At 53.1% G+C, this 22,944-nt stretch carries 21 protein-coding genes; 1 reads left to right on the forward strand and 20 read right to left on the reverse strand.

Annotated elements, in window-relative coordinates:
- Window positions 1-34: 34 nt before the first annotated feature.
- The 18 genes from pstA to asnC form a co-directional block, all read right to left on the reverse strand.
- Window positions 35-925: a phosphate ABC transporter permease PstA gene (gene pstA, locus ACLW56_RS20490; RefSeq protein WP_330985546.1), complete on the reverse strand. Its 891-nt coding sequence runs from the start codon at window positions 923-925 to the stop codon at window positions 35-37.
- Window positions 925-1,884, reverse strand: a complete 960-nt coding sequence (pstC, locus tag ACLW56_RS20495) for a phosphate ABC transporter permease PstC (RefSeq protein WP_330985547.1) — start codon at window positions 1,882-1,884, stop codon at window positions 925-927. The genes pstA and pstC overlap by 1 nt, the downstream gene beginning before the upstream one ends.
- Window positions 1,885-2,007: 123 nt before the next feature.
- Entirely contained in the window at window positions 2,008-3,048 is a 1,041-nt protein-coding gene (pstS, locus tag ACLW56_RS20500; RefSeq protein ID WP_330985548.1) for a phosphate ABC transporter substrate-binding protein PstS, read from the reverse strand.
- A gap of 293 nt (window positions 3,049-3,341) precedes the next feature.
- A complete protein-coding gene (gene glmS / locus ACLW56_RS20505; RefSeq protein ID WP_330985549.1) occupies window positions 3,342-5,171 on the reverse strand; it encodes a glutamine--fructose-6-phosphate transaminase (isomerizing) in 1,830 nt (609 codons plus the stop codon).
- 227 nt (window positions 5,172-5,398) lie between these two features.
- A complete protein-coding gene (gene glmU / locus ACLW56_RS20510) occupies window positions 5,399-6,769 on the reverse strand; it encodes a bifunctional UDP-N-acetylglucosamine diphosphorylase/glucosamine-1-phosphate N-acetyltransferase GlmU (protein ID WP_330985550.1) in 1,371 nt (456 codons plus the stop codon).
- Between the two features lie 533 nt (window positions 6,770-7,302).
- On the reverse strand, window positions 7,303-7,722 hold the full coding sequence (locus tag ACLW56_RS20515) for a F0F1 ATP synthase subunit epsilon (protein ID WP_330985551.1): 420 nt from the start codon (window positions 7,720-7,722) through the stop codon (window positions 7,303-7,305).
- Window positions 7,723-7,742: 20 nt separating this feature from the next.
- On the reverse strand, window positions 7,743-9,125 hold the full coding sequence (atpD, locus tag ACLW56_RS20520) for a F0F1 ATP synthase subunit beta (RefSeq protein WP_330985552.1): 1,383 nt from the start codon (window positions 9,123-9,125) through the stop codon (window positions 7,743-7,745).
- 26 nt (window positions 9,126-9,151) lie between these two features.
- A complete protein-coding gene (gene atpG, locus ACLW56_RS20525; protein ID WP_330985553.1) occupies window positions 9,152-10,015 on the reverse strand; it encodes a F0F1 ATP synthase subunit gamma in 864 nt (287 codons plus the stop codon).
- Window positions 10,016-10,065: 50 nt separating this feature from the next.
- Window positions 10,066-11,607, reverse strand: coding sequence for a F0F1 ATP synthase subunit alpha (gene atpA / locus ACLW56_RS20530; RefSeq protein WP_330985554.1), 1,542 nt, complete (start codon window positions 11,605-11,607; stop codon window positions 10,066-10,068).
- A gap of 12 nt (window positions 11,608-11,619) precedes the next feature.
- The gene (gene atpH, locus ACLW56_RS20535) at window positions 11,620-12,153 is read right to left on the reverse strand and encodes a F0F1 ATP synthase subunit delta (RefSeq protein WP_330985555.1); all 534 of its coding nucleotides are present in this window, start codon (window positions 12,151-12,153) and stop codon (window positions 11,620-11,622) included.
- 14 nt (window positions 12,154-12,167) lie between these two features.
- The gene (atpF, locus tag ACLW56_RS20540) at window positions 12,168-12,638 is read right to left on the reverse strand and encodes a F0F1 ATP synthase subunit B (protein ID WP_330985556.1); all 471 of its coding nucleotides are present in this window, start codon (window positions 12,636-12,638) and stop codon (window positions 12,168-12,170) included.
- Between the two features lie 35 nt (window positions 12,639-12,673).
- On the reverse strand, window positions 12,674-12,913 hold the full coding sequence (atpE, locus tag ACLW56_RS20545) for a F0F1 ATP synthase subunit C (protein WP_000429386.1): 240 nt from the start codon (window positions 12,911-12,913) through the stop codon (window positions 12,674-12,676).
- A gap of 49 nt (window positions 12,914-12,962) precedes the next feature.
- On the reverse strand, window positions 12,963-13,778 hold the full coding sequence (gene atpB, locus ACLW56_RS20550; RefSeq protein ID WP_330985557.1) for a F0F1 ATP synthase subunit A: 816 nt from the start codon (window positions 13,776-13,778) through the stop codon (window positions 12,963-12,965).
- An 8-nt stretch (window positions 13,779-13,786) separates the two neighbouring features.
- Window positions 13,787-14,167, reverse strand: a complete 381-nt coding sequence (gene atpI / locus ACLW56_RS20555) for a F0F1 ATP synthase subunit I (protein WP_330985558.1) — start codon at window positions 14,165-14,167, stop codon at window positions 13,787-13,789.
- 616 nt (window positions 14,168-14,783) lie between these two features.
- Entirely contained in the window at window positions 14,784-15,407 is a 624-nt protein-coding gene (gene rsmG / locus ACLW56_RS20560) for a 16S rRNA (guanine(527)-N(7))-methyltransferase RsmG (protein WP_330985559.1), read from the reverse strand.
- 109 nt (window positions 15,408-15,516) lie between these two features.
- Window positions 15,517-17,406 (reverse strand): tRNA uridine-5-carboxymethylaminomethyl(34) synthesis enzyme MnmG, encoded by a 1,890-nt coding sequence (gene mnmG / locus ACLW56_RS20565; protein WP_330985560.1) that lies wholly within the window; start codon window positions 17,404-17,406, stop codon window positions 15,517-15,519.
- 375 nt (window positions 17,407-17,781) lie between these two features.
- A complete protein-coding gene (gene mioC, locus ACLW56_RS20570; RefSeq protein WP_330985561.1) occupies window positions 17,782-18,231 on the reverse strand; it encodes an FMN-binding protein MioC in 450 nt (149 codons plus the stop codon).
- Between the two features lie 91 nt (window positions 18,232-18,322).
- Window positions 18,323-18,781, reverse strand: coding sequence for a transcriptional regulator AsnC (asnC, locus tag ACLW56_RS20575; protein ID WP_045853727.1), 459 nt, complete (start codon window positions 18,779-18,781; stop codon window positions 18,323-18,325).
- A gap of 151 nt (window positions 18,782-18,932) precedes the next feature.
- Here asnC and asnA point away from each other — a divergent pair, with 151 nt between their 5' ends.
- Complete coding sequence (gene asnA / locus ACLW56_RS20580) at window positions 18,933-19,925, forward strand: aspartate--ammonia ligase (RefSeq protein WP_330985562.1); 993 nt, start codon at window positions 18,933-18,935, stop codon at window positions 19,923-19,925.
- Here asnA and viaA read toward each other — a convergent pair whose 3' ends face one another.
- Together viaA and ravA are read right to left on the reverse strand one after the other, a co-directional pair.
- Window positions 19,926-21,377 (reverse strand): ATPase RavA stimulator ViaA, encoded by a 1,452-nt coding sequence (gene viaA, locus ACLW56_RS20585; RefSeq protein WP_330985563.1) that lies wholly within the window; start codon window positions 21,375-21,377, stop codon window positions 19,926-19,928.
- A complete protein-coding gene (ravA, locus tag ACLW56_RS20590; RefSeq protein WP_330985565.1) occupies window positions 21,377-22,873 on the reverse strand; it encodes an ATPase RavA in 1,497 nt (498 codons plus the stop codon). Before ravA ends, viaA begins: the two co-directional genes overlap by 1 nt.
- Between the last annotated feature and the right edge of the window lie 71 nt (window positions 22,874-22,944).

Raw genomic sequence — 22,944 nt, forward strand, 5'->3', positions numbered from 1 at the left:
CGGATAAGGCAGTTATGCCGCCATCCGGCAGTTTTTAACCGTGTTTCTGCTTCGCGAAAATGACGCGTGCCAGAATGTTCAGCAACAGGACGCACAGGGTAATGATCAGCACCCCGGCCCAGGCCAGCTGTTGCCATTCGGCAAACGGGCTCATGGCAAATTTGAAAATGGTCACCGGCAGGTTGGCAATCGGCTGCATCATGTCGGTGCTCCAGAACTGGTTGGAGAGCGCGGTAAACAACAGCGGAGCGGTTTCACCGGCGATACGCGCCACCGCCAGCAGCACACCGGTCATGATCCCGGAAATGGAAGCTTTCAGCGTGATGGCGGAAATCATTTTCCACTTCGGCGTGCCCAGGGCATATGCCGCTTCACGCAGATTGTCCGGCACCAGCTTGAGCATGTTCTCAGTGGTACGAATAACAATCGGCACCTGCAGCAGCGCCAGCGCAATCACGCCCGCCCAGCCGGAGAAGTGCTGCATCTTCGCCACCACGATGGTGTAGACGAACAGGCCAACGACGATAGACGGCGCGGAAAGCAGGATATCGTTGATGAAACGAATCACTTCCGCAACCCACGATTTGCGGCCATATTCCGCCAGATAAATCCCGGCCATAATCCCCAACGGCGTCCCGATAACGGTCGACCAGAGGATCAGCAGGCCGCTACCGGCCAGGGCGTTTGCCAGGCCACCGCCCGCGGTGTTCGGCGGCGGCGTCATTTCGGTAAACAGCGCCAGCGACATACCGTCGATACCGCGCGTGACGGTCGAAAACAGGATCCACACCAGCCAGAACAGGCCGAACGCCATGGTCGCCATCGACAGCGTCAGGGCGATGCGGTTTTTCATGCGACGGCGCGCCTGCATTTTGCGGCGGGATTCGATCAGCTCAGGAGTGGTTTGCATTTCAAGCGTAGCCATTAGCGTGCCCCCTCGTTTTTCGCGAGGCGTTTAATCATCAGCCTGGAGATAGCCAGAACGATAAAGGTGATCACAAACAGGATCAGACCCAGTTCCATCAGCGCCGCGACGTGAAGGCCGGATTCCGCTTCGGCAAACTCATTTGCCAGCGCCGAGGTAATGCTGTTGCCCGGCATGTACAGCGAAGCGCTGTCGAGCTGGTAGGTGTTACCGATGATAAAGGTCACCGCCATGGTTTCACCCAATGCACGACCTAAGCCCAGCATGACGCCGCCAATCACCCCATTTTTGGTGAACGGCAGAACGATACGCCAGATAACTTCCCAGGTGGTACAGCCGATGCCGTAGGCCGACTCTTTCATCATCACCGGGGTTTGTTCGAACACATCGCGCATCACTGCGGCGATGTAAGGAATAATCATGATAGCGAGGATAACGCCTGCCGCCAGCAGACCGATACCAAACGCCGGGCCGGAGAAAAGGGCTCCGACAAACGGAATAGCGGAGAGCACGTTGCCCACCGGTTCCTGGAAGTAAGTCGCAAATAACGGCGCGAAAATGAACAAACCCCACATCCCGTACACGATACTCGGGATAGCAGCCAGCAGTTCAATCGCAATACCCAGCGGACGCTTCAGCCAATTTGGTGCCAGTTCCGTCAGGAACAGGGCAATACCAAAACTGACAGGAACCGCAATCAGCAGGGCAATAATGGAGGTGACGAGCGTGCCATAAATCGGGACAAGGGCACCGTAGATGTCATTCGGCGCATCCCACTCTTTGGTCCAGAGGAAGGAAAAACCAAACTTTTGAATGCTCGGCCAGGAGGAAACAATCAGGGAAACGATGATGCCACCCAGCATCAATAACACAATCAGCGCAGCCAGTTTTACCAGCGCGCCGAAAATGAGGTCACCCTTTTTACCCGGTGGGTTAAATGCAGGCTTGGTTGCAGCCATAAATTACTCTTTCCGTTAAGACGTTTACGAAATTGCCGGATGGCGCTAACGCTTATCCGGCCTACAGTCAAACCATAGGGCGGGTTAGCTTACGCCACCCGCCATTTTCGTCAGTATGCTAAATCAATACAACGCTTTACCGCTGCTGTCTTTCACGTTGGTCTTCCATGCAGCACGAACCTGCTCAACCACGCTGTCTGGCAGCGAAGCGTAATCCAGTGCGTTCGCTTCTTTGGCGCCGTTTTTATAGGCCCAGTCGAAGAACTTCAGCACTTCGGTACCCTGCTCAGGCTTAGCCTGCTCTTTGTGGACCAGGATGAAGGTGGTGGAAGTGATTGGCCACACGCCATCGCCTTTCTGGTTAGTCAGGTCCTGAGCGAAAGATTTGCTCCAGTCCGCGCCTTTCGCCGCGTTAGCGAAGCTTTCTTCCGTTGGGCTAACGGCTTTGCCGTCGGCAGAAACCAGCCTGGTATAAGCCAGGTTGTTCTGCTTAGCGTAAGCGTATTCAACATAACCGATGGAACCCGGCAAACGCTGTACGAAGGCCGCGATGCCATCGTTACCTTTACCGCCCAGACCCGTCGGCCAGTTCACAGTTGAGCCCGCGCCGATTTTGGATTTCCACTCTTCGTTGACTTTAGCCAGGTAGCTGGTGAACACGAAGGAAGTACCGGAACCATCAGCACGACGCACAACGGCGATGTTCTGAGAAGGCAGTTTCTTGCCTGGGTTCAGCTTAGTAATCGCTTCGTCATCCCACTTCTTGATTTTGCCCAGATAGATGTCACCCAGGGTTTTACCGTCCAGCACCAGCTCACCGAATTTGAAGCCCGGCAGGTTAACCGCCAGCACCACACCGCCGATGACGGTTGGGAACTGGAACAGACCTTCCTGAGCCAGCTTGTCGTCAGACAGCGGGGCATCAGAAGCGCCGAAATCCACCGTTTTAGCGGTAATCTGCTTAACGCCGCCGGAGGAGCCGATACCCTGATAGTTGACCTTGTTACCGGTCTCTTTCTGGTAGGTATCTGCCCATTTGGCATACACCGGCGCAGGGAAGGTTGCACCAGCGCCCGTCAGGCTTGCCGCTGCGAAGGCAGAGAAAGCGCTCATCGATAAGGTCGCGGCGACAACAGTTGCGACAGTGGTACGCATAACGTTCATAATGTCTCCTGCAGGATTTCGTAAATCGTTGTTTAAGTGGCTACGTTGAGCAAAATAGGACAAACAGGTGACAGTTAAATGTACGAATTATGACAGTTTTATGACATGGAAAGTTTAGGGTAAATAAAATCAAAATAATCAAACAATATCATTAATTTATAAAGCATTATGACGATAAGATTTCAGTTAAATTTTCTTTTTGTGACACTGCAAACGTTAGCTGAAAATGACAGATTGTCATAAAGGGAAGGGAAAAAAAATCGCCCCATCCGAGAGGATGAGGCGGTGTTGTATTACTCAACGGTGACCGATTTTGCCAGGTTGCGCGGCTGGTCTACGTCAGTGCCTTTAATCAGCGCGACGTGATAGGCCAGCAATTGCAGCGGCACGGTGTAGAAGATTGGGGCGATGACTTCCTCAACATGCGGCATCTCAATGATGTGCATGTTGTCGCTGCTGGTAAAACCGGCATCCTGATCGGCGAAGACATACAGCACGCCGCCACGGGCGCGGACTTCTTCAATGTTGGATTTCAGTTTTTCTAACAGCTCGTTATTTGGCGCCACCACAATCACCGGCATGTCGGCATCAATCAACGCCAGTGGACCATGTTTGAGTTCACCTGCGGCATACGCTTCCGCGTGAATGTAGGAGATCTCTTTGAGCTTCAGCGCGCCTTCAAGGGCAATCGGATACTGATCGCCACGGCCAAGGAACAGCGCGTGATGCTTGTCGGAGAAATCCTCCGCCAGCGCTTCAATGCGTTTATCCTGCGAGAGCATCTGCTCGATACGATTTGGCAGAGCCTGCAGACCGTGAACGATGTCCTGCTCAATCGACGCATCCTGACCTTTCAGGTTGGCCAGTTTCGCCACCAGCATCAGCAACACGGTTAATTGTGTGGTGAACGCTTTGGTTGAGGCGACACCGATTTCAGTGCCTGCTTTGGTCATCAGCGCCAGATCGGATTCACGCACCAGCGAGGAGCCCGGCACGTTACAAATCGCCAGTGATCCAAGGTATCCGAGCTCTTTAGACAAACGCAGAGCCGCCAGCGTATCTGCCGTTTCGCCAGACTGCGAAAGGGTGATCATCAGGCTGTTGCGACGCACGGCAGATTTGCGGTAGCGGAATTCGGATGCGATTTCGACATCGCACGGTACGCCAGCCAGCGATTCAAACCAGTAACGAGAAACCATCCCGGAGTTGTAGGACGTCCCGCAGGCAACAATCTGAATATGCTCAACTTTTGACAGCATTTCATTGGCGTTCGCGCCAAGCTCGCTGAGATCGACCAGGCCGTGGCTGATACGCCCGCTCAGGGTGTTTTTGATCGCATTCGGCTGTTCGTAGATCTCTTTCTGCATGTAGTGACGGTAGATGCCTTTGTCACCCGCGTCATACTGCAGATTCGATTCGATGTCCGGGCGTTTTACCTGTTCGCCGGATTTGGCAAACACGGTCACGCTGCGGCGAGTCACTTCAGCAATATCGCCCTCTTCCAGGAAGATAAAGCGACGCGTAACGGGCAACAATGCCAGCTGATCGGAAGCGATAAAGTTTTCACCCATCCCTAAACCAATCACCAACGGGCTGCCTGAACGAGCGGCCAGCAGGGTGTCCGGATGGCGGGTGTCCATCACCACGGTTCCGTAAGCGCCACGCAGCTGTGGGATCGCGCGCAGTACAGCTTCACGCAGCGTTCCACCCTGCTCCAGCTCCCAGTGAACCAGGTGAGCAATCACTTCGGTGTCAGTTTCGGAGGCAAACACATAACCACAGGACTGCAGCAGTTCGCGCAGCGGTTCGTGGTTTTCGATGATGCCGTTATGCACCACAACAATGTGGTCGGAAACATGAGGATGGGCGTTACCTTCAGACGGCTCGCCATGGGTTGCCCAGCGCGTGTGCGCAATACCGGTGCCGCCGTGGAGAGGCTGTTCCTCTGCCGCTGCGGACAACATTTGTACTTTACCGAGGCGACGCAGACGGGTCATGTGCCCTTCGTTGTCGACCACCGCCAGACCGGCAGAGTCATAACCACGGTATTCCAGACGACGAAGCCCTTCGAGAAGGATTTCAGCAATATCACGCTGCGCGACTGCGCCAACAATTCCACACATAGTTAGATTTCCTGAATTGGCATAATGCCATGCGTTGTCGCTGACCTGTGTTTTCCGGTTTTTTCCGGAGCCCCGAGCCTTGTAGAGAGTGGGGTTATTTTTATGGGTAGTGCTATTTGGGGCGGAGGATTATGTTACCCCCTCACCCTGTTTGCCCGATGACGGCTACGCCTTATCAGGCCTACAAATCTGTAGGGCGGGTCAGCGAAGCGCCACCCGCCACATTTTTACTTCTTCTTCACCGGACGCTGCCAGCCCTGCTTATGAACCTGCGGCACACGGCTTAAAACCAGTTCATTATCCGCAACGTTGCGTGTCACCGTTGTGCCCGCAGCAATGGTTACGCCTTTACCGATGGTGACCGGTGCCACCAGCTGTGAATCCGAGCCAACAAACACATCATCACCAATGATGGTTTTGAATTTGTTCGCGCCATCGTAGTTGCAGGTAATAGTGCCTGCGCCGATATTCACGTTATCGCCAATTTCAGCATCACCGAGATAGCTCAAATGGCCAGCTTTAGAACCTTTACCGAGACGCGCTTTTTTCATCTCAACGAAGTTGCCGACGTGCGCGCCTTCCAGCAGTTCAGCGCCAGGACGCAGACGAGCAAACGGTCCAATCGTACAGGCTGCTTCGAGATGAGCATCTTCCACCACGGAATACGGGCTGATTTCGCAGTCATCGCCAATCACACTGTTTTTAATCACACAGCCAGTACCAATTTTTACGCGGTGGCCGAGTGTGACGTTACCTTCAACGATAACGTTAGTATCAATTTCGACGTCACGCCCGTGTGTCAGGTTACCACGCAAATCAAAACGCGCTGGATCGCGCAGCATTACGCCCGCCAGCAGCAGTTTGTCTGCTTGCTCGCTCTGATACACACGCTCCAGACGGGAAAGCTGAAGACGGTTGTTCACACCTTCAACTTCGCTCAGACGATCCGGATGAACGGCGGCAATCTCACGCCCTTCCTGGTACGCCATCGCGATGATGTCCGTAATATAGAATTCGCCCTGCGCGTTGTTGTTATCCAGCTTGCCGAGCCAGCGCTTCAGGTCTGCTCCACCAGCAATCAGGATACCGGTGTTGATTTCCTGAATCTGGCGCTGTTCGTCAGTCGCATCTTTATGCTCAACGATGCCCGTCACTTTGCCGTTTTCACGGGTGATACGGCCATATCCGGTCGGGTCATCCAGTTTAACCGTTAGCAAACCGATACCGCCCTGCGGTTTGGCTGCACGCAGGCGTTCGAGCGTTTCAACGGAGATCAGCGGTACGTCGCCGTACAGCATCATGATGTCTTCATCGTCGGCGAAGAACGGAGCTGCCTGCTGCATAGCATGGCCCGTACCGAGCTGTTCAGCCTGAAGGACCCAGTTCAGATTGCCTTCTGTCAGGGTCTGCTTCAGTAAATCGCCGCCGTGACCATAAACCAGGTGAACCTGCGAAGCGCCTAAATCATCAGCTGCATCAATAACATGTTGCACCATCGGCTTGCCTGCCAACGTGTGCAGCACTTTTGGGAGATCGGAATACATGCGAGTACCTTTGCCAGCGGCAAGGATTACTACGCTCATCGCACTGTTTGACATACGCATCCTGACAGGTGTTTGAGTGAGAAGTTAAAACCTTTCGCATTGAAATTTCTACATATTTTTCATCATAAAACGGAATGCAGAGAAAACCGTCAATACGAAAGTGAAAAACGGATTTATTGGGGTATTTTCGGTGATCGTAACGCCCTTTGTCTCGAAAAAAAGACCCATAATCCGAAGTTTAGCCCCTATGTCTCTGCTTTCGTTGTTCTTTCGAAGCCTGAATCAAGCTAGTGGCTGGACGCCAGAAAACAAAAAGGCCGCCTTTCGGCGACCTTCTCTTATTCTTTTTGTCTAGCAATACAGAGGCTTAGAGGCTCAGGTTGCTGAACAGCGCGATGATTTTATGAAAGCGTTTCATTGTAATTCCTGCATAGCACAATTAATTTGTGATTTAGATCACAAAAAAGAGTCTACGCCGGGTTTTCGTACAGATCAACATCTATGTGACATAACTCACACTTAATGGTTACATCCAATAAAAAAGCCAGCCTGGAAACCAGACTGGCCTTTGTGCTTTCAAGCCGGTGTTACATCGCTTTTTTGGTCAACTCGATAACGCGCAGTTTGGCGATCGCTTTGGCCAGTTCCGCGGACGCCTGAGCGTAATCCACGTCGCCGTGTGAGCTCTTAATGTGCTCTTCCGCTTTACGTTTCGCTTCCAGGGCTCGCGCTTCGTCGAGATCCTGACCGCGAATCGCGGTATCAACCAGTACGGTGACCGTACCTGGCTGCACTTCAAGAACGCCGCCGGACAGGTAGATAAACTCTTCGTGTCCGTGCTGCTTCACGATGCGAATCATACCAGGCTTAATGGCGGTGAGCAGCGGGGCGTGACCCGGGTAAATCCCCAGTTCACCTTCGCTACCCGTTACCTGAATTTTCTCGACCAGACCAGAGAACATCTGTTGCTCTGCGCTGACGACATCCAGGTGGTAAGTCATTGCCATATCACCCTCCGATTAAGGCGTTAAAGTTTTTTGGCTTTCTCAACAGCTTCGTCGATGGTGCCAACCATATAGAACGCCTGCTCCGGCAGGTGGTCGTATTCGCCGTCCATGATGCCTTTAAAGCCACGGATGGTGTCTTTCAGCGAGACGAATTTACCTGGGGAACCGGTAAAGACTTCTGCTACGAAGAATGGCTGGGACAGGAAGCGCTGAATTTTACGCGCACGTGCTACCACCAGTTTGTCTTCTTCGGACAGTTCGTCCATACCCAGGATCGCGATGATGTCTTTCAGTTCCTGGTAACGCTGCAGGATGGACTGAACGCCACGCGCGGTGTCGTAGTGTTCCTGACCAACCACCAGTGGGTCCAGCTGACGGCTGGTGGAATCCAGCGGGTCAACGGCCGGGTAGATACCCAGAGACGCGATCTGACGGCTCAGTACCACGGTTGCATCTAAGTGAGCAAAGGTGGTGGCTGGGGATGGGTCAGTCAAGTCATCCGCTGGTACGTATACCGCCTGAACGGAGGTGATAGAACCGGTTTTGGTGGAGGTGATACGTTCCTGCAGAACCCCCATCTCTTCCGCCAGGGTCGGCTGATAACCTACCGCTGAAGGCATACGACCCAGCAGTGCGGAGACTTCAGTACCGGCCAGGGTATAACGGTAGATGTTGTCGACGAACAGCAGGACGTCACGACCTTCATCACGGAATTTCTCAGCCATGGTCAGGCCGGTCAGCGCTACGCGCAGACGGTTTCCTGGTGGCTCGTTCATCTGGCCGTAAACCAGGGATACTTTATCCAGAACGTTGGAGTCGGTCATTTCGTGGTAGAAGTCGTTACCCTCACGAGTACGTTCACCCACGCCCGCAAACACAGAGTAACCGGAGTGCTCGATCGCGATGTTACGGATAAGCTCCATCATGTTTACGGTTTTACCTACACCCGCACCACCGAACAGACCGACTTTACCACCCTTAGCGAACGGGCAAATCAGGTCCATTACTTTGATACCGGTTTCCAGCAGTTCCTGAGAGCTTGAGAGCTCTTCGTAGGAAGGTGCCGCGCGGTGGATAGCCCAACGCTCTTCTTCACCGATGTCGCCTTTCATATCGATAGGCTGGCCCAGGACGTTCATGATACGACCGAGCGTTGCTTTACCTACCGGGACTTCGATCGGGTGAGCGAGGTCTTTCACTTCCAGACCACGACGCAGACCGTCGGAAGAACCCATTGCGATGGTACGAACGATACCACCACCGAGCTGCTGCTGAACTTCCAGCACCAGGCTCTCGTTACCATTTTGTACCTCAAGAGCATCGTACACGCGCGGTACGGCATCCTGAGGGAATTCGACGTCAACCACGGCGCCGATTACCTGGACAATTTTTCCAGTAGCCATCTTGAATCCTCTACGAATTAACCTGGTTATACCGCGGATGCACCACCGACGATTTCGGTGAGTTCCTGAGTAATGCTGGCCTGACGAGCTTTGTTGTATACCAACTGCAGCTCTTTAATCAGGCTGCCGCCATTGTCGGTCGCGGCTTTCATCGCCACCATACGTGCGGCCTGCTCGCTGGCCAGGTTTTCTACCACGCCCTGATAAACCTGAGACTCGACATAACGACGCAGCAGGGTGTCCAGCAGCGCCTTCGGATCAGGTTCGTACAGGTAATCCCAGGATTTACGCTTCAGTTCCTCGTCTTCTGATGCCGGCAGCGGCAGCAGCTGAGTAATGGTCGGAACCTGAGACATGGTGTTAATAAATTTGTTGCTGACAACGTAAAGCTTGTCCAGACGGCCTTCATCATAGGCCTGCAACATCACTTTTACCGGGCCGATCAGTTCAGACAGGGAAGGGTTATCCCCCATGCCTGTGACCTGAGCAACCACGTTACCGCCAACGGAATTAAAGAAAGACACGCCCTTGGAGCCGATCATCGCGAGTTCGCTCTGAACGCCTTTATCGGACCATGCTTTCATATCTGCCAGCACTTTTTTGAACAGGTTAATGTTCAAACCGCCGCACAGACCACGGTCAGTGGACACCACCAGGTAGCCCACGCGCTTAACGTCGCGTTCTTCCAGGTATGGGTGCTTATATTCCAGATTACCGGTGGCAAGGTGACCAATCACTTTGCGCATGGTATCAGCATAAGGACGGCTGGCTGCCATGCGTTCCTGCGATTTACGCATTTTGGACGCGGCGACCATTTCCATCGCTTTAGTGATCTTCTGCGTGTTCTGGACGCTTGCGATCTTACTACGTATCTCTTTTGCGCCGGCCATGAGCTTCTCCTCAATGCCTTGCGGCCTGCCCTAAGACAAGCCGCCAGACGTTACCAGGACTGGGTTGCTTTGAAGGAATCGAGGATGCCTTTCAGCTTGCCTTCGATTTCGTCGTTATAGTTACCAGTCTGGTTGATTTCTTGCATCAGCGGAGCATGGTCACGGTCGACGTAAGCCAGCAGAGCGGCTTCGAAGCTACCGATTTTCGCCAGTTCCACATCTTCGAGGTAACCGCGTTCAGCCGCGAACAGAACCAGACCCTGCTGTGCTACAGACATAGGGGCATACTGTTTCTGCTTCAGAAGCTCGGTCACTTTCTGACCGTGGCTCAGCTGTTTACGGGTTGCTTCGTCCAGATCGGATGCAAACTGAGAGAATGCCGCCAGTTCACGATACTGTGCCAGCGCGGTACGAATACCACCGGACAGTTTCTTGATGATTTTGGTCTGAGCAGCACCACCCACACGGGATACGGAGATACCCGGGTTAACCGCCGGACGAATACCGGAGTTGAACAGGTTGGTTTCCAGGAAGATCTGACCATCGGTAATGGAAATGACGTTGGTCGGAACGAACGCGGAAACGTCGCCTGCCTGCGTTTCGATAATCGGCAGCGCAGTCAGGGAGCCGGTTTTACCTTTCACTTCACCTTTAGTGAAGTTCTCAACGTATTCCGCGTTAACGCGGGATGCGCGCTCCAGCAGACGGGAGTGGAGGTAGAACACGTCGCCCGGGAAGGCTTCACGTCCTGGTGGACGACGGAGCAGCAGGGAAACCTGACGGTAAGCAACAGCCTGTTTGGACAGGTCATCGTAAACGATCAGCGCATCTTCACCGCGGTCACGGAAGTATTCACCCATTGCACAACCGGCATAGGGCGCCAGGTATTGCAGTGCAGCAGATTCAGAAGCGGTTGCCACAACAACGATGGTGTTAGCCAGGGCGTTGTGCTCTTCCAGTTTACGAACCACGTTGGAAATGGTGGACGCTTTCTGGCCGATAGCCACGTACACACATTTGATGCCGGAGTCGCGCTGGTTGATGATCGCATCGATTGCCATCGCGGTTTTACCGGTCTGACGGTCACCGATGATCAGCTCTCGCTGGCCACGGCCGATTGGGATCATGGCATCAACAGACTTATAACCGGTCTGAACAGGCTGGTCTACGGACTGACGATCGATAACGCCCGGTGCAATCACTTCGATTGGCGAGAAGCCATCGTGTTCAAGCGGACCTTTACCGTCGATTGGCGCACCCAGGGTGTTCACCACGCGGCCCAGCAGGCCACGGCCGACTGGCACTTCAAGAATACGACCCGTACACTTCACTTTCATGCCTTCGGCAAGGTCAGCGTACGGGCCCATCACAACAGCACCGACGGAGTCGCGCTCCAGGTTCAGTGCGATAGCGTAACGGTTACCCGGAAGGGAAATCATTTCACCCTGCATACAGTCGGCCAGGCCGTGGATGCGGATAACACCGTCACTTACAGAAACAATAGTACCTTCGTTGTGAGCTTCACTCACAACATTGAACTGAGCAATGCGCTGCTTGATCAGTTCGCTGATTTCGGTGGAATTCAGTTGCATGCTCCAGTCCCCTTAAGACTGCAAGACGTCTGCAAGGCGATCAAGACGGCCGCGTACGCTACCATCAATCACTGTATCACCCGAACGGATGATGACACCTGCCATTACAGACTTATCGATTTTGCAATTCAGCTTAACTTTGCGTGACAGACGTTTTTCCATCGCGGCGGTGATTTTCGCAAGCTGTTCGTCACTGAGGGCGGAGGCAGAAGTCACTTCGACTTCAGCGGTAGCTTCACTCAGCGCGCGTAAATGCGCGAACTGCTCAAGAACATCCGGGAGCGCTTTCAGACGACCGTTTTCCGCCATCACCCGAATCAGGTTCTGGCCGTTAGCGTCGAGCTGCTCACCGCAAATAGCGATAAACGCATCTGCGAGCGTTTCCGGCGCCAGAGCGCCAGAAAGTAACTCCGCGATTTGGTCGTTTTTCGTGACCTCGGCGGCAAACCCCAGCATATTCTGCCAGCTGTCTACGCTTTGGTTTTCGACCGCAAAGTCAAAAGCTGCTTTGGCGTAGGGGCGAGCTACCGTTACAAATTCAGACATCAGCCCCTCCCTCCTTACAGTTCAGCGACAAGTTTATCCACGATGTCGCTGTTAGCAGCTTCATCCACGGAACGTTCGATGATCTTCTCGGCACCAGCAACAGCCAGAATCGCGACCTGCTTGCGAAGTTCTTCGCGAGCACGTTTGCGCTCGGCGTCGATCTCAGCCTGCGCCTGGGCAACGATTTTGCTACGTTCCTGTTCTGCTTCAGCTTTCGCTTCGTCCATGATCTGAGAACGGCGTTTGTTAGCCTGTTCAATAATCACCTGGGCTTCTGCTTTCGCTTTTTTCAGCTGGTCGGTCGCGTTGGCCTGTGCAAGGTCCAAATCTTTCTTAGCGCGTTCTGCGGAAGCCAGACCGTCGGAAATTTCTTTCTGACGTTTTTCGATGGCTGCCATTAATGGCGGCCATACGTACTTCATGCAGAACCAGACAAAGAGAATAAACGCGATGGCCTGGCCGAGGATTGTTGCGTTCATGTTCACAGCACAATACCTCTTAAAAAATTAACGGCGACTTACTACGCGACAGCAAACATCACGTACAGACCCAGACCTACCGCGATCATTGGGATAGCATCCACCAGACCCATAACGATAAAGAACTGAGTACGCAGCAGAGGAATCAGATCCGGCTGACGCGCTGCGCCTTCCAGGAATTTCCCCCCGAGGATGCCGATACCGATCGCAGCACCGATTGCCGCCAGACCCATCATCACAGCGGCAGCCATGTACAGCAGATCCATATTCAGGTTTTCCATGACAGTCTCCAGTTTGTTTCAGTTAAAACGTAGTAGTGTTGGTAAAAAATCAGTGCTCTTCAGATGCCATCGACAGATAGACGATCGTCAGAACCATGAAAATAAAGGCTTGCAGCGTGATAATCAGGATGTGGAAAATGGCCCAAGGCACATTAAGAAGCCACTGTGACCACCACGGCAGAAGGCCCGCGATCAGAATGAAAATCAGCTCACCTGCGTACATGTTGCCGAACAGTCGCAGACCAAGAGAAACCGGTTTGGACAGCAGGCTGACGCCTTCCAGGATCAGGTTGACCGGAATGAACGCCCAGTGATTGAACGGCTGCAGGGTAAGCTCTTTAACAAAGCCGCCAACGCCTTTCATTTTGATGCTGTAGAAAAGAATCAGGATAAATACGCCCAGCGCCATAGAGAGGGTGATGTTCACGTCCGCAGACGGCACCACGCGCAGAGCAGGCAAGCCAAGAACATTCTCGCCAAACCACGGAATCAGGTCGATTGGCAGCAGGTCCATCAGGTTCATCAGGAAGACCCAGACGAAGACGGTCAGTGCCAGTGGCGCAATCAGCTTGCTCTTGCCGTGGTACATGTCTTTGACACTGCCATGGACGAAGCCGATGACCATTTCGATAGCCGTCTGGAATTTCCCTGGTACGCCGCTGGTCGCTTTTTTCGCAACGCTGCGGAACATGGCAAGGAACAACAGACCCAGCACCACCGAGAAGAACATGGAGTCAATGTTGATCGTCCAGAAGGTGGCCGGGGGGTTATGCGGATCCACCAGCGAGAAAGTACGCAGGTCCATCTGAAGGTTATTCAGATGGTGACCTATGTATTCCTGCGGCGTCATATTTTCTGAAGCCATGATGCCTTTTACCCTTTGTTGTTGATTACAGCTGGAGCCAGAATTTGTACCACCAGCACCAAAACCCACGTCACTATCAGCGGCAAAAATACCACCTTAAAGACCGCCAGCGCCACCACCAGGAGGGCAAAGGTCAGCAACACCTTGAACACTTCGCCGAAGGCGAAAGACCAGGCCACGCGGCCTTTGGCAGGTGTATGCGCCTGATGACGCCAGGCAAAAATCATAAACAATGCGTTTGGCACGACAACCGCCAAACCTCCGCATGCGGCGGAGATGCCCCAGAAGGGGTCTTTGAGGCTAAACAGCAATCCACTTGCCATTACTGCCAGAAGCTGAATGAACAGAAGCTTACGAGCAACGTTTCTACTCAAGAGCGACACAGACATCACGTTTTTACTCCTGCTCCCTTCGAGGTATGCCGCGTGTCGTATAAAACGTCCTTTGAGGCTCTGAGTCAAGCTTCAAAAAGCGGACAAATTATACGGTGACGCCCCGTGAATTCAAACAATAAGTAGCGAAAAGGTGAATAAATGTTTAAATTTTTTTCGACGCGACTCTTTTTCAATTTTTCATTAAACGGTGAACAATCGATTAAAACTGCAAATGACGCGAAAAACCTCACACCAAAGCGTGCATTCGATCACAAAAAAAACATTTTCACCGTAATAGAAAATGCGCACAGAAAAAATTCCTGTAAGTCATCTTTTTGAAATACAAAACAAATTATCCTGACTCTTTTTAAAACAGCCCTATACAGACCGAAAACCATTCATTGACATTCATAATAAAAATTTAACATGAGACAACGATTCAGTTTGCCGACTTTTAGCAGCCTGATATTTTCGGTGCTGACTATTTTTAGGGTTAACCAAACCCTCCAGGGTTAACAAAAAGCAAAAAAGCAGTGACCGACTCGTTAAATGTAACTGAACGTATCACTGCTTTCCCCGTACAAATTTAACACTTACCTGTACGATTAAAGTTCACATTTTTTGATAAAAATTAAATTGTAGTTGGCTTAATCGTAACCAAATGGCGCTCGCCATCAAGCTGTGGAACCTGGAGTTTTACGATATCTTCTACCGTAAACCCTGCCGGCAGCTGACCGATTTCATCATCAGGCACCAACCCTTTCAACGCATAAAAACGCCCCTGCTCGCCCGGTAAGTGATGACACCAGCTCACCATGTCATTGAGCGAGGCAAACGCCCGACTGATCACCCCGTCAAACGGCGGCTCAGCCGGAAATTCTTCAACGCGGCTCTGCACTGGCTCTACGTTGTCGAGTTTCAACTCATGCTGAACCTGACGCAGGAAACGTACGCGCTTACCAAGGCTGTCCAGCAGCGTGAAATGCGCCTCCGGCAGAACAATGGCCAGCGGAATACCTGGCAGGCCTGGGCCTGTGCCCACATCAATAAAGCGGCAGCCCTTCAGATGAGGGGCGACGATGATACTGTCGAGAATATGACGCACCAACATCTCGTTCGGATCGCGTACAGAAGTCAGGTTGTACGCTTTGTTCCATTTGTGGAGCAGTTCGACGTAGGCCACCAGCTGTTGCTGCTGGTTTGCGGACAACGAAATGCCTGCTTCAGCGAGCAGACGAGAAAGTTTGTTAAGCACTGAGAGATCCCTGCCTGAATATTTTGCCCGATGGCGCTTACGCTGATCGGGCCTACTAATCTGTAGGGCGGGTTAGCAACGCGCCCCCGCCAGAATACAACGAAATATGTTAAGCACTGCGACGCAGCATGCCCTGCTTCTTCAGCCAGACCAACAGAATCGAAATGGCTGCAGGCGTAACGCCGGAAATACGTGATGCCTGACCGATGGAGGACGGTTTATGATCGTTGAGCTTGGCGATAACTTCATTGGACAGGCCGGAAACCTGACGGTAATCCAGCGTGGCCGGCAGAAGCGTATTCTCATTGCGCTGGTGACGATCAATCTCATCCTGCTGACGCGCGATGTAACCTTCGTACTTAACCTGAATCTCCACTTGCTCAGCAGCCTGTGGATCTTCAAGACCCGGGGCAAACGGCGTCAACTGAACCAGTTGCTCGTAGGTTACGCCCGGACGACGCAGCAAATCTTCCCCACTGGCTTCGCGAGAAAGCGGTGCGCTCAATTGAGCATTCACTTCAGCCGCAGCTTCAGAGGTTGGCGTCACCCAGGTGGATTTCAGGCGCTGACGCTCACGTTCGATGCTTTCCAGTTTCTCGTTGAAACGCGCCCAACGTTCGTCATCAACCAGACCCAGCTCGCGGCCTTGTTCTGTCAGACGTAAATCGGCGTTGTCTTCACGCAGCATCAAGCGATATTCCGCGCGAGAGGTAAACATGCGGTACGGTTCTTTGGTGCCCAGTGTGCACAGGTCGTCGACCAGCACGCCAAGGTAAGCCTGATCGCGGCGTGGCGCCCAACCTTCTTTGTCAGCAGAGAAACGAGCGGCATTAAGACCCGCCAGCAAGCCTTGTGCAGCAGCTTCTTCGTAACCAGTGGTGCCGTTAATCTGCCCGGCAAAGAACAGACCCTGAATGAATTTACTCTCCAGCGTCGGTTTCAGATCGCGTGGATCGAAGAAGTCGTACTCAATAGCGTAGCCTGGACGGACGATCTTCGCGTTTTCCATCCCTTCCATTGAACGAACGATCTGCATCTGCACGTCAAACGGCAGGCTGGTGGAAATCCCGTTCGGGTAGATTTCGTTAGACGTCAGGCCTTCTGGCTCAAGGAAAATCTGGTGCTGGTTACGATCGGCAAAACGCATCACCTTGTCTTCAATCGACGGGCAGTAACGCGGACCAATCCCTTCAATCACGCCAGCATACATCGGGCTGCGATCGAGGTTATTGCGAATAACGTCGTGCGTTTTCTCGTTGGTATGCGTGATATAGCACGGAACCTGGCGAGGATGTTGCGCAACATTGCCCATGAACGAGAACACCGGCATCGGGTTATCGCCATGCTGTTGAGCCAACACACTGAAATCGATGGTGCGCACATCAATACGCGGCGGCGTCCCTGTTTTTAAGCGGCTAACGCGTAGCGGCAACTCACGCAAACGGCGAGACAGTGGAATGGAAGGCGGATCGCCAGCACGGCCACCGCTGTAGTTATCCAGTCCAATATGAATTTTTCCGTCAAGGAAAGTGCCGACAGTCAGCACCACGGCTTTCGCACGGAACTTCAGACCCATCTGGGTCACGGCACCGACAACCTGATCGTTTTCCACAATCAGATCTTCGACAGCCTGCTGGAAGATCATCAGGTTAGGCTGGTTTTCCAGCGCAGTGCGTACCGCCTGACGATACAACACGCGATCGGCCTGAGCACGGGTGGCACGAACGGCAGGACCTTTGCTGGCGTTTAGTATCCTAAACTGGATACCGGCCTGATCGATTGCCGTGGCCATTAAGCCGCCAAGCGCATCCACTTCTTTTACCAGGTGTCCTTTCCCAATGCCGCCAATAGCCGGGTTGCAGCTCATCTGCCCCAGCGTGTCGATATTGTGTGTCAACAGCAGGGTTTGCTGACCCATACGTGCTGCGGCCATCGCGGCCTCAGTACCTGCATGACCCCCGCCAATGATGATGACGTCAAAAGGATCCTGATAAAACATGGTGTTCTGCCTCGCATTTAAGCGGTTTGAAAAGTGATTGAAGCCCGGGCCGTGGATTCTACTCAACTTTGCGTGTCGGAGAAAGCACCCGGGATCCTGGGTAATTAAAAGAAGATCTTTTTATTTAGAGATCTGTTTTACTATGATCTCTTATTAGGATCGCCACCTTCTGTGGATAAGGTGGATCCGGCTTTTTAGATCAAACGCTTAAGAAGGATCACTGGCTGTGAATGATCGGTGATCCTGGTCCGTATAAGCTGGGATCAAAATGAAGGGTTATGCACAGGGCGAAAACTAGCCAAACCTTATACTTTGGATAACTACCGGTTGATCAGTGCTTTTAACCAGAGTTATCCACACAAAAAAACGCGATCTTTACAATTCTCCGATCACATTCTTCCATTCATCGAGCCAAATCTCGGCCGGATCTTCCGGAATGTCATGATCAAGGATGTTGATCTTCAGTGTTTCACCCACCTGCTTCGCGCCACAGGCGATCAAAGCGGCATCGATTTTATCGATCGCCCCACAAAAGGTGTCGTACTCACGGCTGCCGATACCGACAGAACCAAAACGTACGGCGGAGAGATCTGGTTTCTGTTCCTGCAATGCTTCATATAAAGGAAGAAGGTTATCGGGAATATCTCCCGCACCGTGCGTGGAGCTCACCACCAGCCAGACACCCCTTGCATTCAGCTCCTCAAGCAGAGGGCCGTGCAGCGTTTCAGTGGAGAAACCGGCGTCTTCCAGCTTTTCAGCCAGATGTTCCGCAACGTATTCGGCACCGCCGAGCGTACTGCCACTGATAAGTGTAATGTCTGCCATGAAAGTCCACCCATTATTCCTGAGTGGCACATTGTACGCTGTGTGTGAGCTGGGATCTACCTGTGGAAAGATGTGGGATTAAAAAGCCCGATCATGGGCGAATGGTACGCATGATCGGGTTCTGCAGGGAGATGAGCGTCTCGGTGGACTGAATTTCATCGATTGTTTGGATCTTGTTGATAAGTACCTGCTGAAGGGCGTCGATCGAGCGACACATCACTTTAATAAAGATGCTGTAGTGGCCGGTGGTGTAATACGCCTCCGTGACCTCATCCAGGCTTTCGAGCCGTGCAAGCGCTGAGGGGTAGTCCTTGGCGCTTTTGAGGATGATGCCAATAAAGCAACAAACGTCGTAACCGAGCTGCTTCGGGTTCACGTCAATACGCGCCCCGGTAATGATGCCCGCCTGCTTCATTTTCTCTACGCGGACGTGAATGGTGCCCGGGCTTACGCCAAATTGCTTGGCGAGTTCTGCATAGGCTGTGCGCGCATTGGCCATCAGGGCTTCAAGGATGCCGCGATCCAGATTGTCGATCTGATAATTTTCCATAGGATATTCTTATGATAATTGATGATTCCTTCTATTTTAGCGCCTGATTTTAGCGAATCAAAATCGAAGGTGGCTTTTTGATTGATGATTATTGAATTACGCCTGCTTTCTGTTGCTTAATCAAAGGCACAGGACGCAGGAGAGTATAAAAATGAAAACCGCTTACATCGCAAAACAACGCCAGATCAGTTTCGTTAAGTCCCATTTTTCACGTGAGCTCGAAGACAGACTTGGACTCATTGAAGTTCAGGCACCGATCTTAAGTCGGGTGGGAGATGGTACCCAGGACAACCTGTCTGGTTGCGAGAAAGCGGTACAGGTAAAAGTGAAAACCTTGCCTGACGCCCAGTTCGAGGTGGTGCATTCCCTCGCGAAATGGAAACGTCAGACGCTCGGCCAACACGACTTCAGCGCGGGCGAAGGGCTCTACACGCACATGAAAGCCCTTCGCCCCGATGAAGACCGTCTTACCCCCATCCATTCAGTCTATGTTGACCAGTGGGACTGGGAACGCGTAATGGGCGACGGTGAACGTCATACCGGCACGCTGAAAGCAACAGTAGAAGCGATTTACGCTGGGATCAAAGCGACGGAAGCCGCGGTGAGCAAAGAGTTTGGTCTGGTACCGTTCCTGCCAGAGCAGATCCACTTTGTGCACAGCCAGGAATTACTGAGCCGTTACCCGGGTCTGGATGCCAAAGGGCGTGAACGCGCCATTGCGAAAGAGCTGGGTGCTGTTTTCCTGATTGGCATCGGCGGCAACTTGTCTGACGGTCAGCGTCACGACGTCCGCGCCCCGGATTATGATGACTGGAGCACCCAAGGTGAAACCGGTTTGGCTGGTCTGAATGGCGATATTCTGGTGTGGAACCCGGTACTGGAAGATGCGTTTGAGCTTTCCTCGATGGGGATTCGTGTGGATGCCGAAGCGCTGAAACGTCAGTTAGCACTTACTGGGGATGACGATCGCCTGCAGTTAGAGTGGCACCAGGCGCTGCTTCGCGGTGAGATGCCGCAGACCGTCGGCGGGGGGATTGGCCAGTCTCGTTTGACCATGCTGCTGCTGCAACTGCCGCACATCGGCCAGGTGCAGTGTGGTGTGTGGCCGCAGCAGGTTCGTGAAAGCGTGGGTTCTCTTCTTTAATTAGCGTTGCCAGCGCCGCAGCAGGCGGCTCCGTAACCCGGTATCAAAGCGCCAGATGTGATCAAAGATGCGCATGATGCCGGGTTTTCCATGTTGTGACATCGCGACGGCATGAAAGCGATGTTGATGCACACGCTGCAATTCGCTCACCTTATTCACCACGTCGTCCGGTAATCGCTGGGCGATAAAGTCTGAAATCACCACCGCATCGGCATCCGTCCATTCCGGACCCTGCATCCGTTCGATAATCGCGCGGAAGCAGCTGGCGATATCCGTGCCGCCGCGAAAGCGCTGGCTCAGAAAGCGAATCGCCTGTTCCAGCCCCTGCGGCCCGGTCAGTTCGTAGCGCACCACTTCACTGGAAAACAGCATGATGTAGCAGCGGCGATTGTCCGCCAGCGCCACGCGCATCAATGCCAGACAGAAGGCTTTTGCACATTGTTCGTTAAAGCCTCCCATTGAACCTGAGGTATCCACGCAAACAATAAATGGCCCGCGCGGCTGCTCATCAAAGTCCTGATGAACAACAGGACGCTCGCTGATTTTCTCTCGCCAGGCGTCACCGTGCAGACGGTAAGTGAGCAATTGCTTCTCCACCAGCCGCCGGTAAAACTCGTATTCCAGTTCGGTTATCCCAAGCGTTGCCAGTTCGGGTGGAAGCAGGCGCAGGATATCGTCGCTCTGCTGCAAACCATCAACCTGTTCCGGCACTGTGGCTGGTTCACGCACGAGTGTACGAAACGTTTCCATTGGCGCATCTTTGCGTGGCACGGATTTGGCTTCGCGCGAACGGCCCAGTTGTTCGGCCAGGCGCATCAGCTCCGGCTGTTCCGTCAGAAAATCACCGTATCGGACAATCAGCTGCCAGTCGCCGCGCTTCAGTTGCCCTTCGCTCATGTCCCACAGGCGGCCTGCTGCGGCATCATTTTCAACTAAAATCGGCTCGAGTTGTCCGCTGAGGGTCATCTTTTCCTGCACTTCGCTGAGCAGTTGTTCACGCTCGTCTTCCAGTAGTTGCTGGTTGAGTGTTGTCGCCTGAACGACCAGGCTGAGCCGCCAACGCTGCAAAAACAGTGTATGTAGCGCTGAGGTGAACGTGGCGTTATTGTCCACCAGCTGTTGTGCCTGAGCGGCAAACGGCGACTGGAGCTTGTGTAAAAGGGCGAGGATTTGCGGGAGCTGCACAATAAATTGCGCCGTAGAAAGCGTCTGGCTTTGCTGATAGCACATCACCTCGTCACTCAGTTCCTGAGGAATATGCGTTTCCTTCAGTCGACTTTTCAGTGACTCCCGCCAACGGGGGATATCTTCGGTCAGGGCATTTTTCAGCCGTGGAAACTTCTCAAAAAAAATCGCCAACTGAGGGGCAGCCAGCAGGGCGATGATCATCTCTTCGATCATGCTTTCTTCGCTGACGGCCAGCATCACGTTCAGTGTGTCGAGGGTGAGCATTACTGGCGAGCCTGTTTGATCTGATCGCCGACATCCTGAAGGCTTGCCTCAATTCTGCCCAGCCACTCGCCGTGAACGAACAGGCATTTTTGCTGTTCGCTAAAGCGGGTGTGCTGCTGATGCCATTCGTCGTCCAGTGTATCCAGTTGTTGTTTTATTTCACCCGGCATGTTCTCCGGAGTGCTGGTTCCAGGGAGCGCAAGCCGCGAACCCTGCAGGCTGACGTCACGCAGCAGCAGATGCAGGCTGGTGTCGACTTCCATATTCAACACCTGAGCGAAACCAATGCCGTTGAGCTTGCCGCGGATCTCACCGCCTTTTTCCAGCCAATGAGCTAGCGCCTGACGCTCGACGGTGATGTGCACCACATTCATATCGTGCAGTTTCAGCGGCTGCTGAAGTAACAGCGTGAGCGTTGCGTCCTGCAAATCACCAGGCAGCTCATAGTGCGGTTTGCGGCTGAACATGCCGCCCAGGCGAGTGACTTTCAGCGCTGTTTTGTCACTCTGCTGTTGCTGGATTTGCAAACGCCGTTGGGTAATAGCTCCGAGTTTGAGCAACATGGCCTGCTGTTGCCAGGCGTGCCCGGTCATCAAATTATCCAGTTGCTGTTTCATGAGCTGGCGGCTTTCCGCATCGTGCCACAGGCAATCTTTCAGCAGGATCAAATCAATGGGCGCGATCGCCTCGCGGCCACTGAAAAAGGCACAGGCCTGCAGTAGGCGGATCGCTTTTTTCCAGCGTCTGTCAGAAACATAAGGCGCGTTTGGCAGAGTATCCAGCTGCTGACGCAGGTGATAGACCAGTTCAAAAATAGCGTCGGGCAGCTTAACGTTGCCGATGTCCTTCTGCCACTGGATGAATTCTTCGTCTGTGACCTGAAGGCTTTCAGGCACGGGGTTAATGCTTTCATCCTGCTGGTTTATCAGCAGCGAGCGGAAGTTGCCTTTGTCCTGTACCTTGTCCAGCCACAGGCGAATCAGCATGCGGTCATAAAGCGCTTCCAGGCTGCTGTCTGCTTCTGGCAATTCGTTGGAGGCCGCTACTAGCAGGCGCATCGGGATTTTTTCTTCGCTGGCGCCGTTTCGGAAACTGCGTTCGTTTATGGCGGTGAGCAGGGTGTTCAGGATTGCCGGACCCGCTTTCCAGATCTCATCCAGAAACACGATTTCAGCTTCTGGCAGATAGCCTGTGGTTAAGCGCTCATAGCGACCTTCATCTTTCAACGCCTGAATGGATAACGGGCCAAACACCTCTTCGGGTGTGGAGAAACGGGTCATCAGGTATTCAAAGGCGCGAGCGTGTTGGAAGGCGAATTTAAGGCGGCGGGCGATCAGGCTTTTGGCAATGCCGGGCGGCCCCAGCAGAAAGACACTTTCGCCGCTCAGTGCGGCTAACAGGCACAACCGGATGGCGTGACTGCGCTCAAAAAGCCCTTTTTCGAGGGCTCCACTGAGGCGGGAAATTCTTTCTGCTAATAAGTGTGATTGCGCCATAATAGAGGGGTATCCTTCCGCTAATTATCCAGCTATCAGGCGATTATAGCGGGTTGTGGGCAATGGGTCAT

The sequence above is a fragment of the Pantoea sp. sgz302252 genome (genome assembly GCF_047713085.1).
Classification (GTDB): Bacteria; Pseudomonadota; Gammaproteobacteria; order Enterobacterales; family Enterobacteriaceae; genus Scandinavium.